This window comes from Streptomyces sp. E11-3, assembly GCF_046540415.1.
Lineage (GTDB): Bacteria > Actinomycetota > Actinomycetes > Streptomycetales > Streptomycetaceae > Streptomyces.
Genome location: NZ_JAZGRL010000001.1, coordinates 3,003,533 through 3,025,570, shown reverse-complemented (window position 1 = coordinate 3,025,570; position 22,038 = coordinate 3,003,533). Strand labels below are relative to the sequence as shown.

Genomic DNA, 22,038 nt, shown 5'->3' with positions numbered 1-22,038 from the left:
GACTATGAACGACACCGAAGGGACAACCATGGAAGCCAGGGCCCAGGCGCGGTACATCCGCGTCACGCCCATGAAGGCCCGCCGCGTGGTGGACCTCATCCGTGGCATGGATGCCACGGAGGCCCAGGCGGTCCTGCGTTTCGCCCCGCAGGCCGCGTCTGTGCCGGTCGGCAAGGTGCTTGACAGCGCCATTGCCAACGCCGCGCACAACTACGACCACACCGACGCCTCTTCGCTGGTCATCAGCGAGGCGTACGTGGACGAGGGCCCGACCCTGAAGCGGTTCCGTCCGCGTGCTCAGGGCCGTGCCTACCGGATCCGTAAGCGGACCAGCCACATCACCGTGGTCGTCAGCAGCAAGGAAGGAACCCGGTAATGGGCCAGAAGGTAAACCCGCACGGGTTCCGACTCGGTATCACCACGGACTTCAAGTCCCGCTGGTACGCCGACAAGCTGTACAAGGACTACGTCAAGGAAGACGTCGCCATCCGTCGGATGATGACGTCCGGCATGGAGCGCGCCGGCATCTCGAAGGTGGAGATCGAGCGCACCCGTGACCGTGTGCGGGTGGACATCCACACCGCGCGTCCCGGCATCGTGATCGGCCGCCGCGGCGCCGAGGCCGACCGCATCCGCGGTGACCTCGAGAAGCTCACCGGCAAGCAGGTCCAGCTGAACATCCTCGAGGTCAAGAACCCCGAGGTCGACGCTCAGCTGGTCGCGCAGGCCGTCGCGGAGCAGCTGTCCTCCCGCGTCTCCTTCCGTCGGGCCATGCGTAAGAGCATGCAGTCCTCGATGAAGGCCGGCGCCAAGGGCATCAAGATCCAGTGTGGTGGCCGTCTCGGCGGCGCCGAGATGTCGCGCTCGGAGTTCTACCGCGAGGGCCGTGTGCCCCTGCACACGCTCCGCGCGAACGTCGACTACGGCTTCTTCGAGGCCAAGACGACCTTCGGCCGTATCGGCGTGAAGGTCTGGATCTACAAGGGCGACGTCAAGAACATCGCCGAGGTCCGTGCCGAGAACGCCGCGGCCCGTGCGGGTAACCGCCCGGCCCGTGGTGGCGGCAGCGACCGCCCGGCCCGTGGTGGCCGTGGTGGCGAGCGTGGCGGCCGCGGCCGCAAGCCGCAGCAGCAGTCCGCACCGGCAGCCGAGGCCCCCAAGGCCGAGGCTCCCGCGGCTGCCGCTCCGGCTGAGAGCACTGGAACGGAGGCCTGACCGACATGCTGATCCCTCGTAGGGTCAAGCACCGCAAGCAGCACCACCCCAAGCGCAGCGGTATGGCCAAGGGTGGCACTGAGGTGGCGTTCGGCGAGTACGGCATCCAGGCGATGACCCCGGCCTACGTGACGAACCGTCAGATCGAGGCCGCTCGTATCGCCATGACGCGTCACATCAAGCGTGGTGGCAAGGTCTGGATCAACATCTACCCGGACCGCCCGCTGACCAAGAAGCCCGCCGAGACCCGCATGGGTTCCGGTAAGGGTTCCCCCGAGTGGTGGGTCGCGAACGTCAAGCCCGGACGGGTGATGTTCGAGCTGTCCTACCCGAACGAGAAGATTGCGCGTGAGGCGCTTACCCGCGCTGCTCACAAGCTTCCGATGAAGTGCCGGATCGTTCGGCGCGAGGCAGGTGAGTCGTGATGTCGGCCGGTACCAAGGCGTCCGAGCTGCGCGAGCTGGGCAACGAGGAGCTTCTCGGTAAGCTCCGCGAGGCCAAGGAAGAGCTGTTCAACCTCCGCTTCCAGGCGGCGACGGGCCAGCTCGAGAACCACGGCCGGCTCAAGGCCGTCCGCAAGGACATCGCGCGGATCTACACCCTCATGCGTGAGCGCGAGCTGGGCATCGAGACGGTGGAGAGCGCCTGATGAGCGAGAAGAACGTGACTGAAGAGACTGCCCGCGGATTCCGCAAGACCCGTGAGGGTCTGGTCGTCAGCGACAAGATGGACAAGACCGTCGTCGTCGCCGTCGAGGACCGCGTCAAGCACGCGCTGTACGGCAAGGTCATCCGCCGTACGAACAAGCTCAAGGCCCACGACGAGCAGAACGCTGCCGGTGTCGGCGACCGCGTCCTCCTGATGGAGACCCGGCCGCTGTCCGCCACCAAGCGCTGGCGCATCGTCGAGATCCTCGAGAAGGCCAAGTAATTCCTGCGGGGCTTCCCGCAGGACAGTTCCGCCAGGCTCGGCAGGGGCCGACCTCGTAAGAGGAAAGCCCCTGCCGGGAACCGGCAGACGATCAGGAGATAGACGTGATCCAGCAGGAGTCGCGACTCAAGGTCGCCGACAACACTGGTGCGAAGGAAATCCTTTGCATCCGTGTTCTCGGTGGCTCGGGTCGCCGCTACGCGGGCATCGGTGACGTCATCGTCGCCACCGTCAAGGACGCGATCCCCGGCGGCAACGTGAAGAAGGGTGACGTCGTCAAGGCGGTCATCGTTCGCACCGTCAAGGAGCGCCGCCGTCCGGACGGCTCGTACATCCGCTTCGACGAGAACGCCGCTGTTGTTCTGAAGAACGACGGCGACCCTCGCGGCACCCGTATCTTCGGCCCGGTGGGTCGTGAGCTGCGCGAGAAGAAGTTCATGAAGATCATCTCGCTCGCGCCGGAGGTGCTGTAAGCATGAAGATCAAGAAGGGCGACCTGGTACAGGTCATCACCGGTAAGGACAAGGGCAAGCAGGGCAAGGTCATCGCGGCCTACCCCCGCGAGGACCGCGTCCTGGTCGAGGGTGTCAACCGGGTCAAGAAGCACACGAAGGCGAACCAGCCGGGCCGCGCTTCGCAGGCCGGCGGCATCGTCACCACCGAGGCGCCGGTTCACGTGAGCAACGTTCAGCTCGTCGTGGAGAAGGACGGCAACAAGGTCGTCACTCGCGTTGGTTACCGCTTCGACGACGAGGGCAACAAGATCCGCGTTGCCAAGCGGACGGGTGAGGACATCTGATGACGACCACCACCACTCCGCGTCTCAAGACGAAGTACCGCGAGGAGATCGCGGGCAAGCTGCGTGAGGAGTTCTCGTACGAGAACGTCATGCAGATCCCCGGCCTCGTGAAGATCGTGGTCAACATGGGTGTGGGCGACGCCGCCCGCGACTCCAAGCTGATCGATGGTGCCATCAAGGACCTCACCACGATCACCGGTCAGAAGCCGGCCGTCACCAAGGCCCGTAAGTCCATCGCGCAGTTCAAGCTGCGTGAGGGCCAGCCGATCGGCTGCCACGTCACGCTCCGTGGCGACCGCATGTGGGAGTTCCTGGACCGCACCCTGTCGCTCGCGCTGCCGCGCATCCGCGACTTCCGTGGTCTGTCCCCCAAGCAGTTCGACGGCCGTGGCAACTACACCTTCGGTCTCACCGAGCAGGTCATGTTCCACGAGATCGACCAGGACAAGATCGACCGCGTCCGGGGTATGGACATCACCGTGGTCACCACGGCGACCAACGACGACGAGGGCCGCGCGCTCCTTCGTCACCTCGGCTTCCCCTTCAAGGAGGCGTAAGCGAGATGGCGAAGAAGGCTCTTATTGCCAAGGCTGCTCGTAAGCCCAAGTTCGGTGTGCGTGCGTACACCCGCTGCCAGCGCTGCGGCCGTCCGCACTCCGTGTACCGCAAGTTCGGCCTGTGCCGCGTGTGCCTTCGTGAGATGGCTCACCGTGGCGAGCTGCCGGGCGTGACCAAGAGCTCCTGGTAATTCCCTAGTTGGGATTACCCGGAGGCTCTCGGTAAGTAACGGGTCGGCGGGAGCCCACTCTCACATGCCGTAGGCTTGTGGGGTTGGGCGCCCGTCGCCCTGACCGACTTACTACGCCGTAGGTCCCCGCACCGCACCCGTCCTGCCTCTGAGTGGGGAGAGGGATGGCGCATACAGGAAACCCCGGCGAGAGAGGCCGAAGGCCAATTCATGACCATGACTGATCCGATCGCGGACATGCTGACTCGTCTGCGTAACGCGAACTCGGCGTACCACGACACCGTGGCTATGCCGCACAGCAAGATCAAGTCGCACATCGCGGAGATCCTCCAGCAGGAGGGCTTCATCACGGGCTGGAAGGTCGAGGACGCCGAGGTTGGCAAGAACCTCGTTCTCGAGCTGAAGTTCGGCCCGAACCGTGAGCGCTCCATCGCGGGCATCAAGCGGATCTCCAAGCCCGGTCTCCGGGTTTACGCGAAGTCCACCAACCTGCCCAAGGTCCTCGGCGGCCTCGGCGTGGCGATCATCTCCACGTCGCACGGTCTTCTGACCGGTCAGCAGGCAGGCAAGAAGGGCGTAGGTGGGGAAGTCCTCGCCTACGTCTGGTAGTCGGGAACGGAGGAATAGCTAATGTCGCGTATTGGCAAGCTCCCCATCACGGTTCCCGCCGGCGTGGACGTCACCATCGACGGCCGTACGGTCCAGGTGAAGGGCCCCAAGGGCTCCCTCTCCCACACCGTCGCCGCTCCGATCGAGGTTGCTAAGGGCGAGGATGGCGTAGTCAACGTCACCCGCCCCAACGACGAGCGTCAGAACAAGGCCCTGCACGGCCTGTCCCGCACGCTGGTGGCGAACATGATCACCGGCGTGACCACGGGTTACGTGAAGAAGCTCGAGATCAGCGGTGTCGGTTACCGCGTCCTGGCGAAGGGCTCCAACCTGGAGTTCTCGCTCGGCTACAGCCACCCGATCCTGGTCGAGGCCCCCGAGGGCATCACCTTCAAGGTGGAGTCCGCGACCAAGCTTTCGGTCGAGGGCATCGACAAGCAGAAGGTCGGCGAGGTTGCGGCCAACATCCGCAAGCTCCGCAAGCCCGACCCGTACAAGGCCAAGGGTGTCAAGTACGAGGGCGAAGTCATCCGCCGCAAGGTCGGAAAGGCGGGTAAGTAAGCCATGGCATACGGTGTCAAGATTGCTAAGGGCGACGCTTACAAGCGTGCTGCCATCAAGCGTCGTCACATCCGCATCCGTAAGCACGTTTCGGGTACGGCCGAGCGTCCGCGCCTGGTCGTGACGCGCTCGAACCGCAACATCGTCGCCCAGGTGATCGACGACGTGAAGGGTCACACCCTCGCGTCGGCTTCCACCCTGGACACGACGATCCGCGGTGGCGAGGGCGACAAGTCCGCGCAGGCCAAGCAGGTCGGCGCCCTGGTCGCCGAGCGCGCCAAGGCCGCCGGCGTCGAGGCTGTCGTATTCGACCGTGGTGGCAACCAGTACGCCGGGCGCATCGCTGCCCTGGCGGACGCCGCCCGCGAAGCCGGACTCAAGTTCTGAGCCGGTTCCGTAGCTGAGCTAGCGGAAAAGAGAGAGGTAAATCCAATGGCTGGACCCCAGCGCCGCGGAAGCGGTGCCGGTGGCGGCGAGCGGCGGGACCGGAAGGGTCGCGACGGTGGCGCATCTGCCGCCGAGAAGACCGCGTACGTTGAGCGCGTTGTCGCGATCAACCGCGTCGCCAAGGTTGTGAAGGGTGGTCGTCGCTTCAGCTTCACCGCGCTGGTCGTGGTGGGCGATGGTGACGGCACCGTCGGTGTCGGTTACGGCAAGGCCAAGGAGGTGCCGGCCGCCATCGCCAAGGGTGTTGAGGAGGCCAAGAAGCACTTCTTCAAGGTCCCCCGTATCCAGGGCACCATCCCGCACCCGATCCAGGGCGAGAAGGCCGCGGGCGTCGTCCTGCTCAAGCCGGCTTCCCCCGGTACCGGTGTTATCGCCGGTGGCCCGGTGCGTGCCGTGCTCGAGTGCGCCGGCGTTCACGACATCCTGTCGAAGTCCCTGGGCTCCGACAACGCGATCAACATCGTGCACGCGACCGTGGCGGCCCTCAAGGGCCTGCAGCGTCCCGAGGAGATCGCGGCTCGCCGTGGTCTGCCCCTCGAGGACGTCGCCCCCGCGGCTCTGCTCCGTGCGCGTGCCGGGGCGGGTGCGTAATGACCCGCCTCAAGATCACGCAGACGAAGTCGTACATCGGCAGCAAGCAGAACCACCGCGACACGCTGCGCACGCTCGGCCTCAAGCGGCTGAACGACAGCGTCGTCCGGGAGGCTCGTCCCGAGGTCGTCGGCATGGTCCACACCGTGCGCCACCTCATCACGGTCGAGGAGGTCGACTGACATGGCGGAGCAGAACCCGCTGAAGGTCCACAACCTCCGTCCTGCCCCGGGCGCCAAGACCGCCAAGACCCGTGTCGGTCGTGGTGAGGCGTCCAAGGGTAAGACCGCTGGTCGTGGTACCAAGGGCACCAAGGCCCGTTACCAGGTTCCGGAGCGCTTCGAGGGCGGGCAGATGCCCCTCCACATGCGTCTCCCGAAGCTCAAGGGCTTCAAGAACCCGTTCAAGACCGAGTACCAGGTCGTGAACCTTGACAAGCTGACCGCGCTCTACCCGCAGGGTGGCGAGGTCACGGTGGCCGATCTGGTCGCCAAGGGCGCCGTTCGCAAGAACAGCCTGGTCAAGGTCCTCGGTCAGGGCGAGGTTTCCGTGGCGCTGCAGGTGACGGTTGACGCCGTCTCCGGCTCCGCCAAGGAGAAGATCGCCGCCGCCGGCGGCACCGTCACCGAGCTCGTCTGAGCACGATGATCTGAACGATCCCACCGGGGATGCCCTCACAAATGGGGCATCCCCGGTTGGTCGTTCCAGGGGGCCACGCGCGCCGGTAAGGTGGCGTGCGTTGTTGCTGTAATTCGATCTGGGACTTCGGTCCTGGGCCGCGTGGTCCGTCTGTACGGCAGACTCCGCGGCTCTTGTTTATCCGTATACGTCGATCCTCAAGACCGTCACCTCTGACGCAGTAGCGCGGGGGTCGCAGGAGGCACCGTGCTCACCGCGTTCGCCCGGGCGTTCAAAACTCCCGACCTGCGCAAGAAGCTGCTCTTCACACTCGGCATCATCGTGATCTACCGGTTCGGGGCACACATCCCCCTGCCCGGTGTGAGTTACACGAATGTTCAGGCGTGTCTGGACCAAGCCGGTACCGGCGGTCTGATGGGCCTGATGCAGATGTTCAGTGGTGGCGCGCTGCTGCAGATCACCATCTTCGCGTTGGGCATCATGCCGTACATCACGGCGAGCATCATTCTGCAGCTGCTGACGGTGGTGATCCCACGCCTCGAAGCCCTCAAGAAGGAGGGCCAGTCGGGACAGGCGAAGATCACGCAGTACACGCGTTATCTGACGGTCGCCCTCGCACTGCTGCAGGGCACCGGCCTGGTGGCCACCGCCCGTAGCGGCGCGCTGTTCCCCGGCTGCCCGCAGGCCAGCCAGATCGTCCCCGACCAGTCGATCTTCGTCACCGTCACCATGGTCATCGTGATGACCGCCGGTACGGCCACCGTCATGTGGCTCGGTGAGCTCATCACCGACCGCGGCATCGGCAACGGCATGTCGATCCTGATGTTCATCTCGATCGCCGCCGGCTTCCCCGGCGCGCTGTGGGCCATCAAGCAGCAGGGTGACCTGGCCGGTGGCTGGATCGAGTTCGGCATCGTGATCCTGGTGGGCCTCTTCATGGTCGGCCTGGTGGTCTTCGTCGAGCAGGCCCAGCGCCGCATCCCGGTCCAGTACGCGAAGCGCATGATCGGCCGCAGGTCGTACGGCGGCACGTCCACGTACATCCCGCTGAAGGTCAATCAGGCGGGCATCATCCCGGTCATCTTCGCCTCGTCGCTGCTCTACATCCCGGCGCTGATCGTGCAGTTCTCCGGCTCGACCGCCGGCTGGGCGCGCTGGGTCCAGGACAACCTGGCCGACAGCGCCGCGACGCCGCACCTGGTCCTGTACTTCCTGTTGATCGTGTTCTTCGCCTTCTTCTATGTGGCGATCTCGTTCAACCCCGAGGAAGTCGCTGACAACATGAAGAAGTATGGTGGCTTCATCCCGGGCATCCGGGCCGGTCGACCTACAGCTGAGTATCTGAGCTACGTGCTCAACCGGATCACCTGGCCGGGGTCGCTGTATCTGGGCCTGATCGCTCTTGTGCCGACGATGGCGTTGGCAGGCTTCGGTGCGAACCAGAACTTCCCGTTCGGCGGGACGAGCATCCTGATCATCGTGGGTGTGGGTCTGGAAACCGTGAAGCAGATCGAGAGCCAGCTCCAGCAGCGCAATTACGAAGGGTTCCTCCGCTGATGCGTATCGTCCTCGTTGGACCGCCCGGTGCGGGCAAGGGAACGCAGGCCGCGTTCCTTGCCAAGGACCTGGCGATCCCGCACATCTCCACGGGCGACCTCTTCCGTGCCAATATCAGCCAGGGCACCGAGCTCGGCCAGCGGGCCAAGGCGATCATGGACGCCGGCGAGCTGGTGCCGGACGAGGTCACCATCGACATGGCCCGGGACCGCATGGAGCAGCCGGACGCCGTCGACGGCTTCCTGCTCGACGGTTTCCCGCGCAACGTGCCGCAGGCCGAGGCCCTCGACGAGATCCTCAAGGTCGAAGGCCACCAGCTGGACGCGGTGCTCGACCTCGAGGTCCCCGAGGAAGAGGTCGTCAAGCGCATCGCCGGGCGGCGCATCTGCCGCAAGGACAGCTCGCATGTCTTCCACGTCACGTACAGCCCGCCGAAGACCGAGGGCGTCTGTGACGTCTGCGGCGGTGAGCTCTACCAGCGCGGTGACGACAGCGAGGAGACGGTGCGCAAGCGTCTGGACGTCTACCACGTCCAGACCGAGCCGATCATCGACTACTACCGGGCCCAGGGCCTGGTGGTCACGATCTCCGCGCTCGGGGAGGTCACCGAGGTGACCCAGCGGGCAAAGGACGCGCTGAAGCAGCAGCCCGAAGCGAGCTGAGTAGCACCCTCGTACGTCCATTACGGCCGCGGTGACCGAACAGTCACCGCGGCCGTAGTGTTAACAGCAGTGCAGTGAAGTAGTGACCGTGATCGCGGAAGGTATGTAGGACATGGTGGAGATCAAGACTCCCGAGCAGATCGCCAAGATGCGGGCGGCGGGACTGGTCGTCGCCGCCATCCACCAGGCCACCCGTGAGGCGGCCGTGCCGGGCGCCACCACCAAGGACCTGGACGACGTCGCGCGCAAGGTGCTCGCCGAGCACGGCGCCAAGTCGAACTTCCTCGGGTACGGCGGCTTCCCCGCCACCATCTGCACCTCCGTGAACCAGGTCGTGGTGCACGGCATCCCGGACGAGGTGACCGTTCTCAAGGACGGCGACATCATCTCGATCGACGCGGGCGCGATCATCGAGGGCTGGCACGGTGACGCGGCGTACACCGCCTTCGTCGGGTCCGGGCACGCCCCCGAGCTGGTGGAGCTCTCCCGGGTCACCCAGGAGTCGATGTGGGCCGGTATCGCGGCCATGAAGCTGGGCAACCGCCTCGTCGACATCTCCAAGGCCATCGAGACCTACATCCGCCGCCAGCCCCGCCCGGCCGGCGGCAAGTACGGCATCATCGAGGACTACGGCGGCCACGGCATCGGCAGCCAGATGCACATGGACCCGCATGTGCTGAACTACGTCGAGCGCCGGCGCGGCCGCGGCCCCAAGCTGGTGCCCGGCATGTGCCTGGCCATCGAGCCGATGGTGAGCCTCGGCACCGCGCGCACCGAGGTGCTTGAGGACGACTGGACCGTGGAAACCACGGACGGTTCCTGGTCCTCGCACTGGGAGCACTCCATCGCGCTGACCGCGCAGGGGCCGCTGGTGCTGACCGCGCCCGACGGGGGCAAGGCGAAGCTGGCGGAGTACGGGATCACGGCCGCGCCCGACCCGTTGGCCTGAGCCGCGGTCGACGGGCCGACCCCCTTGGCTGAGCGCCGCGCGGCTCCCGGCGGTCCGATGGAGTCCTGTGCTCCGGTTAACGATCTTGCAAGCGGGGCATTCTTCCTCGATTCGTCTTTCCGAGGTCGCTGACGTAGACTGACTCGTCGGCTCTCGTGCATCCGTGTGTCTGCATGTGCGTACGAGGTCGATCAAGGTAGTCGATTCGAAGGGCGAAGCGTGGCCAAGAAGCAAGGTGCCATCGAGATCGAGGGCACTGTCGTCGAGTCTCTGCCGAACGCCATGTTCAAGGTCGAGCTCCAGAACGGCCACCAGGTCCTGGCACACATCAGCGGCAAGATGCGTATGCACTACATCCGTATCCTCCCTGACGACCGGGTCGTGGTGGAGTTGTCTCCGTACGACCTGACCCGTGGCCGGATCGTCTACCGGTACAAGTAGATCTTGCCTGTGCCCCGCATCCGCGGGGTGGTGGCACTGACCCGGAGAACCTCACCCACATGAAGGTCAAGCCGAGCGTCAAGAAGATCTGCGACAAGTGCAGGGTGATCCGCCGTCACGGCCGGGTCATGGTTATCTGCGACAACCCGCGCCACAAGCAGCGCCAGGGCTGACGCACGTACTGCACCCGCAGAACTTCGCGCGACGCAAGCGAAATGTACATACGCAGGACCCGTCCCTCTCTGTAACGGAGGGCGACACCCCCGGCTCGGAGGCCGGGGACCCAGTCCGTACCACCGCTTCGAAGGAAGCGGTCGGCGGTTGGGAGCGGTGCTGCGGAAGACCTCCGAGAATCAACTGGAGCCATTGAATGGCACGCGTTTCCGGTGTCGACATCCCGCGTGACAAGCGCGTTGAGGTCGCCCTCACCTACGTGTTCGGCATCGGCCGGACTCAGTCCCAGCGGACTCTCGCCGAGACCGGCGTGAACCCCAACACCCGCGTTCGCGACCTGTCCGAAGAGGACCTGGTCAAGATCCGCGAGTACGTGGACGCCAACCTCCGCACCGAGGGTGACCTCCGTCGCGAGATCCAGGCCGACATCCGCCGCAAGGTCGAGATCGGCTGCTACCAGGGTCTGCGTCACCGCCGTGGCCTGCCCGTCCACGGTCAGCGCACCAGCACGAACGCCCGCACCCGCAAGGGCCCGCGTCGCGCCATCGCCGGCAAGAAGAAGCCGGGCAAGAAGTAGTCCTCAGCGGACGACTGTCCACGGTCTTCGCTGTAGGACCGACCACCTCCCTGTAGGAGTAATAGATGCCCCCCAAGGGTCGTCAGGGCGCTGCCAAGAAGGTGCGCCGCAAGGAAAAGAAGAACGTCGCTCACGGCCACGCGCACATCAAGAGCACGTTCAACAACACGATCGTGTCCATCACGGACCCGACCGGCAACGTGATCTCGTGGGCCTCCGCGGGCCACGTGGGCTTCAAGGGCTCGCGTAAGTCGACTCCGTTCGCCGCGCAGATGGCCGCCGAGTCGGCCGCCCGTCGCGCGCAGGAGCACGGCATGCGCAAGGTCGACGTCTTCGTCAAGGGTCCCGGCTCCGGCCGTGAGACCGCGATCCGCTCCCTCCAGGCCACCGGCCTCGAGGTCGGCTCGATCCAGGACGTCACCCCGACGCCGCACAACGGCTGCCGTCCCCCCAAGCGCCGTCGCGTCTGACGCACGTCGCTTGACCTGAGGTTCCGGGCGGTATGGCTCTTTCGGGCCGTATCGCCCGTACCCTTGTGTAGTACTCCATGGGCATCAAATAGCGGGTGCCCCTGACTGAAGGAATCAACGCATGCTGATCGCTCAGCGTCCGTCGTTGACCGAAGAGGTCGTCGACGAGTTCCGCTCCCGGTTCGTGATCGAGCCGCTGGAGCCGGGCTTCGGTTACACCCTCGGCAACTCCCTGCGCCGTACGCTCCTCTCCTCGATCCCGGGTGCGGCGGTCACGTCCATCCGTATCGACGGTGTCCTGCACGAGTTCACCACCGTGCCGGGCGTCAAGGAGGACGTCACCGACCTGATCCTCAACATCAAGCAGCTGGTCGTCTCCTCGGAGCACGACGAGCCCGTCGTGATGTACCTGCGCAAGCAGGGCCCGGGTCTGGTCACCGCCGCCGACATCGCGCCCCCGGCCGGTGTCGAGGTGCACAACCCCGACCTGGTTCTCGCCACGCTCAACGGCAAGGGCAAGCTGGAGATGGAGCTGACCGTCGAGCGCGGTCGCGGCTATGTCTCCGCCGTCCAGAACAAGCAGGTGGGCCAGGAGATCGGCCGTATCCCGGTCGACTCCATCTACTCGCCGGTGCTCAAGGTCACGTACAAGGTCGAGGCGACCCGTGTCGAGCAGCGCACCGACTTCGACAAGCTGATCGTCGACGTCGAGACCAAGCAGGCCATGCGTCCGCGTGACGCCATGGCGTCGGCCGGTAAGACCCTGGTCGAGCTGTTCGGTCTGGCGCGCGAGCTCAACATCGACGCCGAGGGCATCGACATGGGCCCGTCCCCGACGGACGCCGCCCTGGCCGCCGATCTGGCGCTGCCGATCGAGGAGCTCGAGCTCACCGTTCGGTCGTACAACTGCCTCAAGCGCGAGGGCATCCACTCCGTGGGTGAGCTCGTGGCGCGCTCCGAGGCCGACCTGCTCGACATCCGCAACTTCGGTGCGAAGTCGATCGACGAGGTCAAGATGAAGCTCAACGGCATGGGCCTGGCCCTCAAGGACAGCCCTCCCGGGTTCGACCCGACCGCCGCGGCCGACGCGTTCGGCGCGGACGACGACGCGGACGCCGGCTTCGTCGAGACCGAGCAGTACTAGGTCCGATTTTGACTGCGGGGCCGTTGTGGCTGGTCGCGCAGTTCCCCGCGCCCCTGACGGGGCGCGGGTTCCACTGACTCCGGTACCTGACACGGCCGGGGCAGATCACTAGGAGAAACATCATGCCGAAGCCCGCCAAGGGTGCCCGTCTGGGCGGCAGCGCTGCGCACGAGCGTCACATGCTGGCGAACCTCGCCAAGTCGCTGTTCGAGCACGGCCGTATCACCACCACCGAGGCCAAGGCGCGCCGTCTGCGTCCGGTCGCGGAGCGCCTGATCACCAAGGCGAAGAAGGGCGACATCCACAACCGTCGCCAGGTGCTGCAGACCATCACCGACAAGAGCGTCGTGCACACGCTCTTCGCGGAGATCGGCCCGCGGTACGAGAACCGCCCGGGTGGTTACACCCGTATCACCAAGATCGGTAACCGTCGTGGCGACAACGCTCCCATGGCTGTCATCGAGCTGGTCGAGGCGCTGACCGTGCAGCAGACCGCTGTGGGTGAGGCCGAGGCCGCCACCAAGCGTTCCGCCAAGGACGCCGCTGGTGACGAGGCCGTCGCCGACCTCAAGAAGGACGAGGTCGTCGAGGACGCCAAGCCCGAGGCTGAGGCCAAGGACGCCTGAGCGTTCTGAGGTTGGTCGGACGGGCCCGCATCCCTTCGGGGATGCGGGCCCGTTCCGCTTTGAGAGGATCTACGGGTGAACAACGGTGAACGACGGTGAGTGACGAAGTAGAGCCCGGGTTCGTACGGGTGCGGCTGGATCTTTCGTACGACGGCAAGGACTTCTCCGGCTGGGCCAAGCAGCGCCAGGGGCAGCGCACCGTCCAGCAGGAGATCGAGGACGCGCTGCGTACCGTGACGCGGTCGCAGGAGACGTACGAGCTGACGGTCGCCGGGCGTACGGACAGCGGGGTGCACGCCCGCGGGCAGGTGGCCCACGTCGACCTGCCCGACGAGCTGTGGGCCGAGCACGGCGACAAGCTGCTGCGCCGACTGGCCGGGCGGCTGCCGCACGATGTACGGATCTGGCGGCTGTCCGAGGCGCCGAGCGGGTTCAACGCGCGGTTCTCGGCGATCTGGCGGCGCTACGCCTATCGCGTCACCGACCACCCGGGCGGTGTCGATCCGCTGCTGCGCAGCCATGTGCTGTGGCACGACTGGGCGCTGGACGTCGACGCGATGAACGCGGCGGCCGAGAAGCTGCTCGGGGAGCACGACTTCGCGGCGTACTGCAAGAAGCGCGAGGGTGCGACCACCATCCGTACGCTCCAGCAGCTGAGTTGGGAGCGCGGCGCGGACGGGATTCTCACCGCGACCGTGCGGGCGGACGCCTTCTGCCACAACATGGTGCGCTCGCTGGTGGGCGCGATGCTGTTCGTGGGCGATGGCCACCGGCCGGTCGAGTGGCCCGCGAAGGTGCTGGCCGCGGGGGTGCGGGACTCCGCCGTGCATGTGGTGCGGCCGCACGGGCTGACGCTGGAGGAGGTCGGCTATCCGGCGGACGAGCTGCTCGCGGCGCGCAATCTGGAGGCGCGGAACAGGCGGACGCTGCCCGGAGCCGGTTGCTGCTGATCACCCAAGAGCGGTTGATGCCCGATGCGTAGCGGACGGAAACCTCTTAGTTACGTTCGCTTTTCAAATTTAGATCGGGTATGCCTGTAGATATCGGGCGTAAAGCCCCTTTAGGGGTCTTACGGCATCCCTCTAACTCGGATACTGTGTCGCCACTTAGTCACCTGTTCGAGAAGAGCCGGTGGCTGGAGGTGGGGGAGTACGGGCCACTGGCCCGGGGGGTTGAGGGATGTCATCACTGGGTTCTGCGCGCGCGCCCAGCCATCGGGCGCGCGCGGGCAAGACGCTGCTCGGGCTGTTGCCCGCGCCGCCGTCGCATGCGGAGAAGTTCTCGTACGTCCGACGGCGGCTGTGGATTCTCACGCTGGCGTCGATCGTCAGCTTCGGCTGTCTCAGCGTCAGCCAGGTCGCGCTGACGCAGGCCAGTCCGCTGATGTGGATTCTGGCGCCGCCGCTGGTCTTCACCGCGGTGTACTACGTGGTGTCGCTGCGGGTGAACGGCTTCACCCGGGACTTCGACTTCGCCCACCACCAGGAGCTGGTGCGTAGCTGGCGGCCACAGGTCTATCCCAGCGTCGACGTCTTCCTGCCGGTGTGCGGTGAGCCGATCGAGGTGCTGCACAACACCTGGACGCATGTCCGCGAGCTCGCGGACCGCTATCCCGGCGTCTGTGTGCCGTTCGTCCTCGACGACGGCGCGAGCCCCGAGCTGGAGGCGATGGCCGCCGACTTCGGGTTCCGCTACGGGACCCGGCCCAACCGCGGCTGGTTCAAGAAGGCGGGCAACCTGCACTACGGCTTCGGCCAGTCCGACGGCAAGTACTGCCTGATCCTGGACGCCGACTTCACGCCGCGTTCCGACCTCCTTGAGGAGATGCTCCCGTACATGGAGGCGGACGGCCGCATCGGCATCGTCCAGTCCCCGCAGTACTTCCGTGTCCTGGACTCACAGAACTGGATCGAGCGCGGCGCGGGCGCGGTGCAGGAGCTGTTCTACCGCTCGGTGCAGGTCTCCCGGCAGAACAGCGACGGCGCGATCTGCGTCGGCTCCTGCGCCATCTACCGGCGCGCCGCCCTGGACACCAACGGCGGTACGACGCTGATCGAGCACTCCGAGGACGTGCACACCGGCTTCGACCTGCGCGGGCTCGGCTGGGACCTGAAGTACCTGCCCGTCGCGCTGTCCACCGGGGTCTGCCCGGACGCGGCCGGGGCCTTCTTCAACCAGCAGTACCGCTGGTGCTCCGGGTCGATGTCCCTGCTCGGCAGCGAGAAGTTCTGGCACGCGCCGATCAGGTTCTCCAGCCGACTGTGCTACCTGTCCGGCTTCTTCTACTACATCCACACGGCGCTGTTCACCTTCGTGGCGCCGCTGGTCCCCGTCATCCTGCTGCTCACCAGCCCCGAGATGCTCAAGATCCAGCATGTGGTGTGGGTGCTGCCCAGCATCATCTACACCACCGTCATCTTCCCGATGTGGCACAAGGCGCCGTACCGCCTGGAGGCCTGGTCCGTCCGGCTGATGTACGGCTGGGCCCATGTCTTCGCCATCTGGGACATCCTGCGCAAGCAGCGCATGGGATGGCAGCCGACCGGCTCCAAGGGCGCCAAGAAGAACAAGACCAGGCGCTTCTGGCTGGGCCTGTGGATCTGGAGCGGCGGCACCGCCGTGGTGTGGGTCGGCACCGCCGTCTACCGGCTCTTCACCGGGTACCCGCCGGACTTCGCGCTCGTCCTGTCCTCCGGGCTGTTCTACGCGCTGGTGGTCGCCCGCGCGCTGGTCCAGCCACGGGAGCACCAGAGCGCGGGAGGCGCCGCGTGAAGAGTGGGAGAGTCCGGGGCGCGACGGCCCTGGCGCTGCTGCTGGCTGTGCTCGTCGGGCTGAGCGGCTGCAGCGTACTGGGCAGCGAGGACCCCGCCGCTTCGGCCGCCGACGAGTCCCCGGGTGAGGGCGGTTCGGGGCAGGGGCGGCAGGACCTGCCGTACGACGTGAAGCCGCTGCTGCACCCCGAGAAGGAGTACTTCGGGGTCGCCGTCAACGGGGCCCCCACCTCGATGAAGCCGGTGGGTAAGTTCGCGAAGACCGTCGGCAAGAAGCCGAACATGGTCGGGTCGTACTCGGCCTGGGGCGACGACTTCAACGCCGAGGGAGCGCGGAACGTCTTCGCGGACGGCTCGCTGCTCTATGTCTCCTGGGAGCCCTTCAAGCCCGGCCTCGGCAAGATCGCGGACGGCTCGCAGGACGCGTACATCAAGGAGTACGCGGCGAGCATCCGTGAGACGAACGTGCCGGTCGCGATCAGCTTCGGCCATGAGATGAACGGCCACTGGTACCCGTGGGGCACCAAGAAGCAGACGCCCCAGGCCTTTGTGAAGGCCTGGCGGCACATCCACGACCTGTTCCAGGACCAGGGCGCGACCAACGTCATCTGGGTGTTCAGCCCCAACATCGTCAACCCCGTGTCCGATGTGCCGCTGAAGCCGTTCTGGCCCGGCGACGAGTACGTCGACTGGGTCGGGATCGTCGGCTACTGGGCGGACACCGGCGCCACCACCTTCGAGACGCTGTACGGGCCGACCCGGCAGCAGCTGGCGGAGTTCACCGACAAGCCCGTGCTGATCAGCGAGACCTCGGCGCAGCCGGGGGAGCGGCGGCGCGCGGACGTGCGGGAGCTGATCGGGGGAGTGAAGGCGGACCCGGACGTGATCGGTTTCGTCTGGTTCAACATCCCCAAGCGTTCCGACTGGCGTATCCAGAGCAGCCCGCTCGCGCTGGCCGAGTTCAAGCGGCTGATCGACGATGACGCCTTTGGATTCGAGGTGCCCCGCTCGTGAGTGAGCAGTGGCCCCAGGAGCCTTACGGTCAGCAGGATCCGCGGTATCAGCAGCAGTACCAGCAGGACTACGGGCAGCAGGACTACGGGCAGCAGGAGTACGGGCAGCAGGAGTACGCGCCGCAGCAGGGGTACCAGCAGGGATATCAGGAGCAGTACGGGCAGCAGCAGGGATACCAGCAGCAGTACGGGCGGCAGCAGTACCCGCCCTACCAGCAGCAGTACCAGCCGCAGGCCCCGCCGCCGTATGACGAGGCCCAGCGCTACGAGTCCCAGCACTACGCGCCCCAGTCGGCGATCCCGCAGCAGCCGGGCCCGTACGACCGCGAGCAGTACCCGCCGTACTACCGCCCGCCCGAGTCCGACCCGGACGCCGATTACTACCAGCCGTACTACACGGTCCTTGAGCCGGAACCCGAGCCCGAGCCTGAGCCCGGCTATGTGCTGCCCGAGGTGCCGGTCTCCGCGTGGTCCATGGACAACAGCCGCTCCGCCTGGATCAGCCGTGGCGTCCTGCTGCTGATCCTGCTGGTGCAGGCCGGGCTCACGCTGCGGCTCGGCGGGAGCGCGTTCGCCCCCGAGGCGGAGTTCCTGATGTCCGACGGCAAGCTCTCCGGGCTGCTCGCGGAGCGCGGTCTGGCCGCCGCCCGTGGGGTGAGCCTGGCCTGGGCGCTGGGTGCGACCGCGCTGCTGTACGGGGCGACCCGGCTGCTGTTCAACGCGCGCGCCGGGCTCGCCGCCGCCGCGATGTACTCCGTACTCGCGTCGACCGCGTTCACCGGCGGATACGCGTCGATGCACTCGCTGTCGCTGTTTCTGCTCGCCGCGGCGCTGTTCCTGCTCGCCAAGACCCGCCAGTCGCCTCCCGCGGCTGTGCTGCTCGCGGCTCCGTTCGCCGCGCTCGCCCCGTTCGCCGCCTACTCGGCTGCGCTGTATCTGCCCACGCTGACCGTGCTCGCGGTGCTCACCGCCTACCGCTTCCGCGGGGTCGGGGCGTTCGCGCGCGGGGCGCTCTTCGCGGTGGCGACAGGTGCGCTGGGCTTCGCGGGAGTGCGGCTGACGGGCGGGATGCCGTCCGGCTGGAACACCGACGGCACGGACGGCGCGCTCACCGTGCTGCGGGACAGCGCCGAGTGGGGCGGCATCGTCCTGCTGGTCGCCGTGATCGGCGCGATCGGCTTCATCCGCCGGGCACGGATGGGCGAGATGCCCTGGGCCGAGGGCTCCGTGCCGGGCGCGCTGCGCCGGGCCGCGCTGGGCCTGACGCTGTGCGCGACCGCGCTGCTCGCCCCGCTCTACCAGGCGTATCTGGGCAACGGCAGCTCGCTGCACATCCACGTCGGCTTCGGCCTGCTGTTCGCCGTGCCGATGGCGGGCCTGGGGGTCTCGCGGGTGATGGGAGCCCACTTCGCGTATCCGCAGATCGGCATCATGATCTACGTCGTGGGCCTGGTGGTCGGCATGGCGCAGACCCAGAGCCTGTACGAGCCACCCGAGGTCGCGGGCATGGTGGGCGCGCTCAAGGGGGTCGTGGACGACAAGGGGCGCTACCTCAGCGACGACCCCGAGATCGCCGCGTACTACCTGCGGGCGGAGACCGAGCCAGGACAGTGGCGGAAGGCCGTACGGGGCGAGGCCCTGGCCGCCGCGGTCAAGAAGGGCGCCCACGACGTGATCGCGCTGCGCTCGCCGTCCATCCCCGAGACGCTGCGCGGCGCCAAGCACTACCGGCTGCTGACCGTCCTGCCCGCCGCGAAGGACAGCGGCCAGGACCCGTACCGGATCTGGGTGAAGCGATGACGGCCTACTACAGCCCAGCCGGGCGCCCTGCTGAGCCCTCCGGACCCTCTGGTGAGGGGTACGGGCGGCCACCAGGTGGCCCGTACGACCCGTACGCCGGGCCGCCCGCTGGACCGTACGACCCGTACGCCGGGCAGCCTGCCGGGCCGCCCGCTGCACCGTACGCGCCGCCTGCTGGACCGCCTGCCGGGCCGTACGAACCGCACGCCGGGCAGCCCGTCGGGCAGCCTGCCGGACCGACCGGCGGACCGTACGCGCCGCCTGCCGGACCCGCCTCCGGATCCCCCGCCGAGCCGTACGACCCGTACGTCGGGCAGCCCGTCGGGCAGCCCGTCGGCCCCCCTCCTGGACAGCCGCAGACCGCCGATGCTCCCGGAAGCGGGAGCCCCGAAACCGGGACCCCCGGCAGCGGCACCCCCGGTGGCCGGGCCGACCGGCGTCGGGCCGCCGCGGGTGGCTCCGCCAGTACGAACCGCGCGTCGGCGCTCCTGGTCTTCGTGCTGCCCGCCCTCGCCACGCTCGCCTGTGTGCTGCCCGGCATCGGCGACCGCCAGCTGTGGCGCGACGAGCACGCCACCTGGTGGGCCTCCACGCTCTCCTTCGGCGACCTGGGACGGCTGATCGAGCAGATCGACGTCGTCTTCACCCCGTACTACGCCCTGATGCACCTGTGGATCATGGTGGCGGGCGACTCGCCGACCGCGCTGCGGCTGCCGGGCGCCGTGGCGATGGCGGTGTCGGCCGGTCTTGTCGGTCTGATCGGGCGCCGGATGTTCGCCGTACGGACCGGGCTGCTCGCCGGACTGCTGTTCGCGGTGGTCCCCACGGTCACCCGGTACGGGCAGGAGGCGCGGCCGTACGCCTTCGCGACGCTCTTCGCGCTGCTGGCCACGCTGTTGCTGCTGCGCGCCCTGGACAAGCCGAGCCTCAAGGGCTGGACGCTGTACGCGCTGGCGATCGCGGGCGCCGGATTCGGCCACCTGGTCGCGATGTCGGTGCTCGCCGGACACCTCGGCCTGGTCGTCCTGGAGAAGCGCCGCGGCGACCGCATCGTGCACTACGCCTTCGCCGGAGCGGCGCTGCTCGGGGTGTCGATCACGCTCCCGATGATCGCGCAGGGGTCGGGCCAGAGCGGCCAGATCGCCTGGAACGTGACGACCAACGAGGACCTGGTCGCCTACCCGGAGGAACTGTTCGGGTCGCTGGTCACCGGCGGCGTGGTGATGGGCCTCGGCCTGGCCGGTCTGCTGGTGGCGCGCCGCTACGCGCTGCTGCTCGCCGCGTGGGCGATCCTGCCGCCCGCCCTGACCTTCCTGACCGCCAACCAGCTGCACCTCTTCCTGCCGCGCTATCTGCTGTTCACCCTCCCGGCCTGGGCGCTGCTGACCAGCGCCCTGGTCACCCGGCTCGCCGGGCGGCTGGTGCCGGGCACCCCCCGCGGCGCGGGGGCGCAGGCGTTCGGCGGACTGCTGGTGGCGGCCGCCGCGGCCGCGTACACCTTCGTCGCGCTGCCCGCGATCGACCTCGCCAAGAAGGACCTGGACGACGAGCCGGACTTCGCGGCCGCGGCGCGCACCCTCGCCCAGGGCCAGCGCCCCGGCGACGGAATGATCTTCAACGGCGGCCTGTCGGAGCGCCGCGCGATGGCGTACGAGCTGCGGGACAGGGCCGCCCCCAAGGACGTCCTCATGCAGTGGACCCCGCAGCAGAACGGGTCGTACGGCGCCAGCGAGTGCAAGCGCCCGGCCAACTGCCTGGCCGACGCCGACCGGCTCTGGCTGGTCTCGACGGTCCGCGACAAGAAGCCGCTGGACGGCATGGACAAGAAGGCCGCGGCCGTACTCGACAAGGACTTCGAGACGACCCGCACGGTGAAGCTGCACCGCGTCACGGTTCAGGTACTCGAACGGAAGTAGCGGCGGCAGCCCGCCCTACCGAAAAACGTGAAGGAGGCCGCCGCATGCGGCTCACCGTCATCGGCACCGGTTACCTCGGCGTCACCCACGCCGCCTGCATGGCCGAGCTCGGCCACGAGGTGCTCGGGGTCGACGTCGACCCCGACAAGCTCGCCGCGCTGCGCTCCGGCGAGGTGCCGTTCCACGAGCCCGGCCTGCCGGAGCTGCTGGCCCGGCACACCGCGTCCGGGCGGCTGCGGTTCACCGACTCCTACGCCGAGGCCGCGGCCTTCGGCGAGGTGCACTTCGTGTGCGTCGGCACGCCGCAGCGGCAGGGCTCCGACGCGGCCGACCTGCGCCAGGTCGACGCGGCGTTCGCGCTGCTGGCCCGCCGCGCGAGCCCCGGCGCGCTGGTGGTCGGCAAGTCGACGGTGCCGGTGGGCACGGCCGAGCGGCTCGCGCAGACCCATGCCGATTCGGTGGAGATCGCCTGGAACCCGGAGTTCCTGCGCGAGGGCTTCGCCGTGCGGGACACGCTGCGGCCCGACCGGCTGGTGCTCGGGGTGCGCTCGGCACGCGCCGAAGACCTGCTGCGTACGGTGTACGAGCCGCTCATCGCGGCCGGAACCCCCGTGGTCACGGCCGACTTCCCGACCGCCGAGCTGGTCAAGACGGCCGCCAACGCCTTCCTCGCCACCAAGATCTCCTTCATCAACGCCATGGCGGAGGTCTGCGAGGCCACCGGCGCCGACGTCTCCGTACTGGCCGAGGCGATCGGCCACGACGACCGCATCGGCCGTAAGTTCCTGCGCGCCGGAGCGGGCTTCGGCGGCGGCTGCCTGCCCAAGGACATCCGGGCCTTCGCTCACCGCGCCGACGAGCTGGGTGTCTCGCTGGGCTTTCTGCGCGAGGTGGACGCGATCAACATGCGGCGCCGCGACCGGATCGTCGAGCTGGCCCGCGAGCTGTGCGCGGGCACGGTGCTCGGCAGGCGGGTCGCCGTACTGGGCGCCGCCTTCAAGCCCGACTCGGACGACATACGGGACTCGCCCGCGCTGAACGTCGCCGCCCGGCTGCGGCTCGACGGGGCGGAGGTCACCGTCTACGACCCGCAGGCGATGGACAACGCGCGCAAGGCGTACCCGCTGCTCGGCTACGCGCTCTCGGCACAGGAGGCGGTGCGCGGCGCCGACGTGGTGCTGCATCTGACCGAGTGGCCGCAGTTCCGCGAGCTCGACCCCGACCAGCTCAGGTCGCTGGTCAGGCAGCCGCGGATGGTGGACGGCAGGGGGGTGCTCGACGGGGCCGCATGGGCCGCGGCGGGCTGGGATTTCCGGGCGCTGGGACGGCCCAGACCCGGTGGGGAGGGAAGAGACCAGTGACGTACGACGCAGAGGGCAAGGGGCCCGCCGTGCCCGTG

General features: G+C 67.7%; 30 protein-coding genes. All 30 read left to right on the top strand.

The genetic code is table 11. The annotated features are described in order from the left end of the window. Nucleotides 1–28: 28 nt before the first annotated feature. The 30 genes from rplV to U9R90_RS13550 all read left to right on the top strand — a co-directional run bounded on the left by rplV (nt 29) and on the right by U9R90_RS13550 (nt 22,000). Entirely contained in the window at nt 29–376 is a 348-nt protein-coding gene (gene rplV / locus U9R90_RS13695; RefSeq protein WP_004571827.1) for a 50S ribosomal protein L22, read from the top strand. Then, on the top strand, nt 376–1,215 hold the full coding sequence (gene rpsC / locus U9R90_RS13690; protein ID WP_411056717.1) for a 30S ribosomal protein S3: 840 nt from the start codon (nt 376–378) through the stop codon (nt 1,213–1,215). Before rplV ends, rpsC begins: the two co-directional genes overlap by 1 nt. 5 nt (nt 1,216–1,220) lie before the next feature. Next, the gene (rplP, locus tag U9R90_RS13685) at nt 1,221–1,640 is read left to right on the top strand and encodes a 50S ribosomal protein L16 (protein WP_411056716.1); all 420 of its coding nucleotides are present in this window, start codon (nt 1,221–1,223) and stop codon (nt 1,638–1,640) included. Continuing rightward, entirely contained in the window at nt 1,640–1,864 is a 225-nt protein-coding gene (gene rpmC / locus U9R90_RS13680) for a 50S ribosomal protein L29 (protein WP_030174543.1), read from the top strand. Before rplP ends, rpmC begins: the two co-directional genes overlap by 1 nt. Next, nucleotides 1,864–2,145, top strand: coding sequence for a 30S ribosomal protein S17 (gene rpsQ, locus U9R90_RS13675; RefSeq protein ID WP_411056715.1), 282 nt, complete (start codon nt 1,864–1,866; stop codon nt 2,143–2,145). Before rpmC ends, rpsQ begins: the two co-directional genes overlap by 1 nt. 104 nt (nt 2,146–2,249) lie before the next feature. Continuing rightward, entirely contained in the window at nt 2,250–2,618 is a 369-nt protein-coding gene (gene rplN, locus U9R90_RS13670) for a 50S ribosomal protein L14 (RefSeq protein WP_282546403.1), read from the top strand. Nucleotides 2,619–2,620: 2 nt separating this feature from the next. Then, nucleotides 2,621–2,944: a 50S ribosomal protein L24 gene (rplX, locus tag U9R90_RS13665; protein ID WP_411056714.1), complete on the top strand. Its 324-nt coding sequence runs from the start codon at nt 2,621–2,623 to the stop codon at nt 2,942–2,944. Continuing rightward, nucleotides 2,944–3,501 carry a 50S ribosomal protein L5 gene (gene rplE / locus U9R90_RS13660; protein ID WP_156722926.1) on the top strand — a complete coding sequence of 186 codons (558 nt, stop codon included), beginning with the start codon at nt 2,944–2,946 and terminating at the stop codon, nt 3,499–3,501. Before rplX ends, rplE begins: the two co-directional genes overlap by 1 nt. A 5-nt stretch (nt 3,502–3,506) precedes the next feature. Next, nucleotides 3,507–3,692: a type Z 30S ribosomal protein S14 gene (locus tag U9R90_RS13655; RefSeq protein ID WP_003956452.1), complete on the top strand. Its 186-nt coding sequence runs from the start codon at nt 3,507–3,509 to the stop codon at nt 3,690–3,692. A gap of 210 nt (nt 3,693–3,902) precedes the next feature. Next, on the top strand, nt 3,903–4,301 hold the full coding sequence (gene rpsH, locus U9R90_RS13650; RefSeq protein WP_018528360.1) for a 30S ribosomal protein S8: 399 nt from the start codon (nt 3,903–3,905) through the stop codon (nt 4,299–4,301). Between the two features lie 21 nt (nt 4,302–4,322). After that, a complete protein-coding gene (gene rplF / locus U9R90_RS13645; protein ID WP_411056713.1) occupies nt 4,323–4,862 on the top strand; it encodes a 50S ribosomal protein L6 in 540 nt (179 codons plus the stop codon). A gap of 3 nt (nt 4,863–4,865) precedes the next feature. Then, entirely contained in the window at nt 4,866–5,249 is a 384-nt protein-coding gene (gene rplR, locus U9R90_RS13640) for a 50S ribosomal protein L18 (RefSeq protein WP_411056712.1), read from the top strand. A 45-nt stretch (nt 5,250–5,294) separates the two neighbouring features. Next, nucleotides 5,295–5,900: a 30S ribosomal protein S5 gene (rpsE, locus tag U9R90_RS13635; RefSeq protein WP_361530267.1), complete on the top strand. Its 606-nt coding sequence runs from the start codon at nt 5,295–5,297 to the stop codon at nt 5,898–5,900. Continuing rightward, the gene (gene rpmD, locus U9R90_RS13630; protein ID WP_411056711.1) at nt 5,900–6,082 is read left to right on the top strand and encodes a 50S ribosomal protein L30; all 183 of its coding nucleotides are present in this window, start codon (nt 5,900–5,902) and stop codon (nt 6,080–6,082) included. The genes rpsE and rpmD overlap by 1 nt, the downstream gene beginning before the upstream one ends. A gap of 1 nt (nt 6,083) precedes the next feature. Continuing rightward, on the top strand, nt 6,084–6,539 hold the full coding sequence (rplO, locus tag U9R90_RS13625; protein ID WP_411056710.1) for a 50S ribosomal protein L15: 456 nt from the start codon (nt 6,084–6,086) through the stop codon (nt 6,537–6,539). Nucleotides 6,540–6,785: 246 nt separating this feature from the next. After that, nucleotides 6,786–8,096, top strand: a complete 1,311-nt coding sequence (gene secY / locus U9R90_RS13620) for a preprotein translocase subunit SecY (RefSeq protein WP_411056709.1) — start codon at nt 6,786–6,788, stop codon at nt 8,094–8,096. Then, nucleotides 8,096–8,758 (top strand): adenylate kinase, encoded by a 663-nt coding sequence (locus U9R90_RS13615; protein ID WP_411056708.1) that lies wholly within the window; start codon nt 8,096–8,098, stop codon nt 8,756–8,758. Before secY ends, U9R90_RS13615 begins: the two co-directional genes overlap by 1 nt. Before the next feature lie 112 nt (nt 8,759–8,870). Further along, a complete protein-coding gene (gene map, locus U9R90_RS13610; protein WP_411056707.1) occupies nt 8,871–9,707 on the top strand; it encodes a type I methionyl aminopeptidase in 837 nt (278 codons plus the stop codon). Between the two features lie 219 nt (nt 9,708–9,926). After that, nucleotides 9,927–10,148 (top strand): translation initiation factor IF-1, encoded by a 222-nt coding sequence (gene infA / locus U9R90_RS13605; protein ID WP_003948620.1) that lies wholly within the window; start codon nt 9,927–9,929, stop codon nt 10,146–10,148. Between the two features lie 59 nt (nt 10,149–10,207). After that, on the top strand, nt 10,208–10,321 hold the full coding sequence (gene rpmJ / locus U9R90_RS13600; protein ID WP_003974245.1) for a 50S ribosomal protein L36: 114 nt from the start codon (nt 10,208–10,210) through the stop codon (nt 10,319–10,321). A 197-nt stretch (nt 10,322–10,518) separates the two neighbouring features. Beyond that, on the top strand, nt 10,519–10,899 hold the full coding sequence (gene rpsM / locus U9R90_RS13595; RefSeq protein WP_156722943.1) for a 30S ribosomal protein S13: 381 nt from the start codon (nt 10,519–10,521) through the stop codon (nt 10,897–10,899). Nucleotides 10,900–10,964: 65 nt separating this feature from the next. Then, nucleotides 10,965–11,369 carry a 30S ribosomal protein S11 gene (rpsK, locus tag U9R90_RS13590; protein ID WP_003948617.1) on the top strand — a complete coding sequence of 135 codons (405 nt, stop codon included), beginning with the start codon at nt 10,965–10,967 and terminating at the stop codon, nt 11,367–11,369. Nucleotides 11,370–11,490: 121 nt separating this feature from the next. Then, on the top strand, nt 11,491–12,513 hold the full coding sequence (locus U9R90_RS13585; RefSeq protein ID WP_016645160.1) for a DNA-directed RNA polymerase subunit alpha: 1,023 nt from the start codon (nt 11,491–11,493) through the stop codon (nt 12,511–12,513). Nucleotides 12,514–12,635: 122 nt separating this feature from the next. Further along, the gene (gene rplQ / locus U9R90_RS13580; RefSeq protein WP_411056706.1) at nt 12,636–13,139 is read left to right on the top strand and encodes a 50S ribosomal protein L17; all 504 of its coding nucleotides are present in this window, start codon (nt 12,636–12,638) and stop codon (nt 13,137–13,139) included. A 95-nt stretch (nt 13,140–13,234) separates the two neighbouring features. Continuing rightward, nucleotides 13,235–14,089: a tRNA pseudouridine(38-40) synthase TruA gene (gene truA, locus U9R90_RS13575; RefSeq protein ID WP_411056705.1), complete on the top strand. Its 855-nt coding sequence runs from the start codon at nt 13,235–13,237 to the stop codon at nt 14,087–14,089. Between the two features lie 229 nt (nt 14,090–14,318). After that, entirely contained in the window at nt 14,319–15,911 is a 1,593-nt protein-coding gene (locus U9R90_RS13570) for a glycosyltransferase family 2 protein (RefSeq protein WP_411056704.1), read from the top strand. After that, nucleotides 15,908–16,924 carry a glycoside hydrolase family 26 protein gene (locus U9R90_RS13565; RefSeq protein ID WP_411056703.1) on the top strand — a complete coding sequence of 339 codons (1,017 nt, stop codon included), beginning with the start codon at nt 15,908–15,910 and terminating at the stop codon, nt 16,922–16,924. Before U9R90_RS13570 ends, U9R90_RS13565 begins: the two co-directional genes overlap by 4 nt. Beyond that, complete coding sequence (locus U9R90_RS13560) at nt 16,921–18,723, top strand: hypothetical protein (protein WP_411056702.1); 1,803 nt, start codon at nt 16,921–16,923, stop codon at nt 18,721–18,723. The genes U9R90_RS13565 and U9R90_RS13560 overlap by 4 nt, the downstream gene beginning before the upstream one ends. After that, nucleotides 18,720–20,639 (top strand): glycosyltransferase family 39 protein, encoded by a 1,920-nt coding sequence (locus U9R90_RS13555; protein ID WP_411056701.1) that lies wholly within the window; start codon nt 18,720–18,722, stop codon nt 20,637–20,639. Before U9R90_RS13560 ends, U9R90_RS13555 begins: the two co-directional genes overlap by 4 nt. 44 nt (nt 20,640–20,683) lie before the next feature. Then, a complete protein-coding gene (locus U9R90_RS13550) occupies nt 20,684–22,000 on the top strand; it encodes a UDP-glucose dehydrogenase family protein (RefSeq protein ID WP_411056700.1) in 1,317 nt (438 codons plus the stop codon). Nucleotides 22,001–22,038 lie beyond the last annotated feature (38 nt).

Bases quoted from the DNA above. Each gene is read 5' to 3' on its own strand.
- rplV (WP_004571827.1), top strand. From the start codon at position 29: ATGGAAGCCAGGGCCCAGGCGCGGTACATCCGCGTCACGCCCATGAAG.
- rpsC (WP_411056717.1), top strand. From the start codon at position 376: ATGGGCCAGAAGGTAAACCCGCACGGGTTCCGACTCGGTATCACCACG.
- rplP (WP_411056716.1), top strand. From the start codon at position 1,221: ATGCTGATCCCTCGTAGGGTCAAGCACCGCAAGCAGCACCACCCCAAG.
- rpmC (WP_030174543.1), top strand. From the start codon at position 1,640: ATGTCGGCCGGTACCAAGGCGTCCGAGCTGCGCGAGCTGGGCAACGAG.
- rpsQ (WP_411056715.1), top strand. From the start codon at position 1,864: ATGAGCGAGAAGAACGTGACTGAAGAGACTGCCCGCGGATTCCGCAAG.
- rplX (WP_411056714.1), top strand. From the start codon at position 2,621: ATGAAGATCAAGAAGGGCGACCTGGTACAGGTCATCACCGGTAAGGAC.
- rplE (WP_156722926.1), top strand. From the start codon at position 2,944: ATGACGACCACCACCACTCCGCGTCTCAAGACGAAGTACCGCGAGGAG.
- U9R90_RS13655 (WP_003956452.1), top strand. From the start codon at position 3,507: ATGGCGAAGAAGGCTCTTATTGCCAAGGCTGCTCGTAAGCCCAAGTTC.
- rpsH (WP_018528360.1), top strand. From the start codon at position 3,903: ATGACCATGACTGATCCGATCGCGGACATGCTGACTCGTCTGCGTAAC.
- rplF (WP_411056713.1), top strand. From the start codon at position 4,323: ATGTCGCGTATTGGCAAGCTCCCCATCACGGTTCCCGCCGGCGTGGAC.
- rplR (WP_411056712.1), top strand. From the start codon at position 4,866: ATGGCATACGGTGTCAAGATTGCTAAGGGCGACGCTTACAAGCGTGCT.
- rpsE (WP_361530267.1), top strand. From the start codon at position 5,295: ATGGCTGGACCCCAGCGCCGCGGAAGCGGTGCCGGTGGCGGCGAGCGG.
- rpmD (WP_411056711.1), top strand. From the start codon at position 5,900: ATGACCCGCCTCAAGATCACGCAGACGAAGTCGTACATCGGCAGCAAG.
- rplO (WP_411056710.1), top strand. From the start codon at position 6,084: ATGGCGGAGCAGAACCCGCTGAAGGTCCACAACCTCCGTCCTGCCCCG.
- U9R90_RS13615 (WP_411056708.1), top strand. From the start codon at position 8,096: ATGCGTATCGTCCTCGTTGGACCGCCCGGTGCGGGCAAGGGAACGCAG.
- map (WP_411056707.1), top strand. From the start codon at position 8,871: ATGGTGGAGATCAAGACTCCCGAGCAGATCGCCAAGATGCGGGCGGCG.
- rpmJ (WP_003974245.1), top strand. From the start codon at position 10,208: ATGAAGGTCAAGCCGAGCGTCAAGAAGATCTGCGACAAGTGCAGGGTG.
- rpsM (WP_156722943.1), top strand. From the start codon at position 10,519: ATGGCACGCGTTTCCGGTGTCGACATCCCGCGTGACAAGCGCGTTGAG.
- rpsK (WP_003948617.1), top strand. From the start codon at position 10,965: ATGCCCCCCAAGGGTCGTCAGGGCGCTGCCAAGAAGGTGCGCCGCAAG.
- U9R90_RS13585 (WP_016645160.1), top strand. From the start codon at position 11,491: ATGCTGATCGCTCAGCGTCCGTCGTTGACCGAAGAGGTCGTCGACGAG.
- rplQ (WP_411056706.1), top strand. From the start codon at position 12,636: ATGCCGAAGCCCGCCAAGGGTGCCCGTCTGGGCGGCAGCGCTGCGCAC.
- U9R90_RS13570 (WP_411056704.1), top strand. From the start codon at position 14,319: ATGTCATCACTGGGTTCTGCGCGCGCGCCCAGCCATCGGGCGCGCGCG.
- U9R90_RS13555 (WP_411056701.1), top strand. From the start codon at position 18,720: ATGACGGCCTACTACAGCCCAGCCGGGCGCCCTGCTGAGCCCTCCGGA.
- U9R90_RS13550 (WP_411056700.1), top strand. From the start codon at position 20,684: ATGCGGCTCACCGTCATCGGCACCGGTTACCTCGGCGTCACCCACGCC.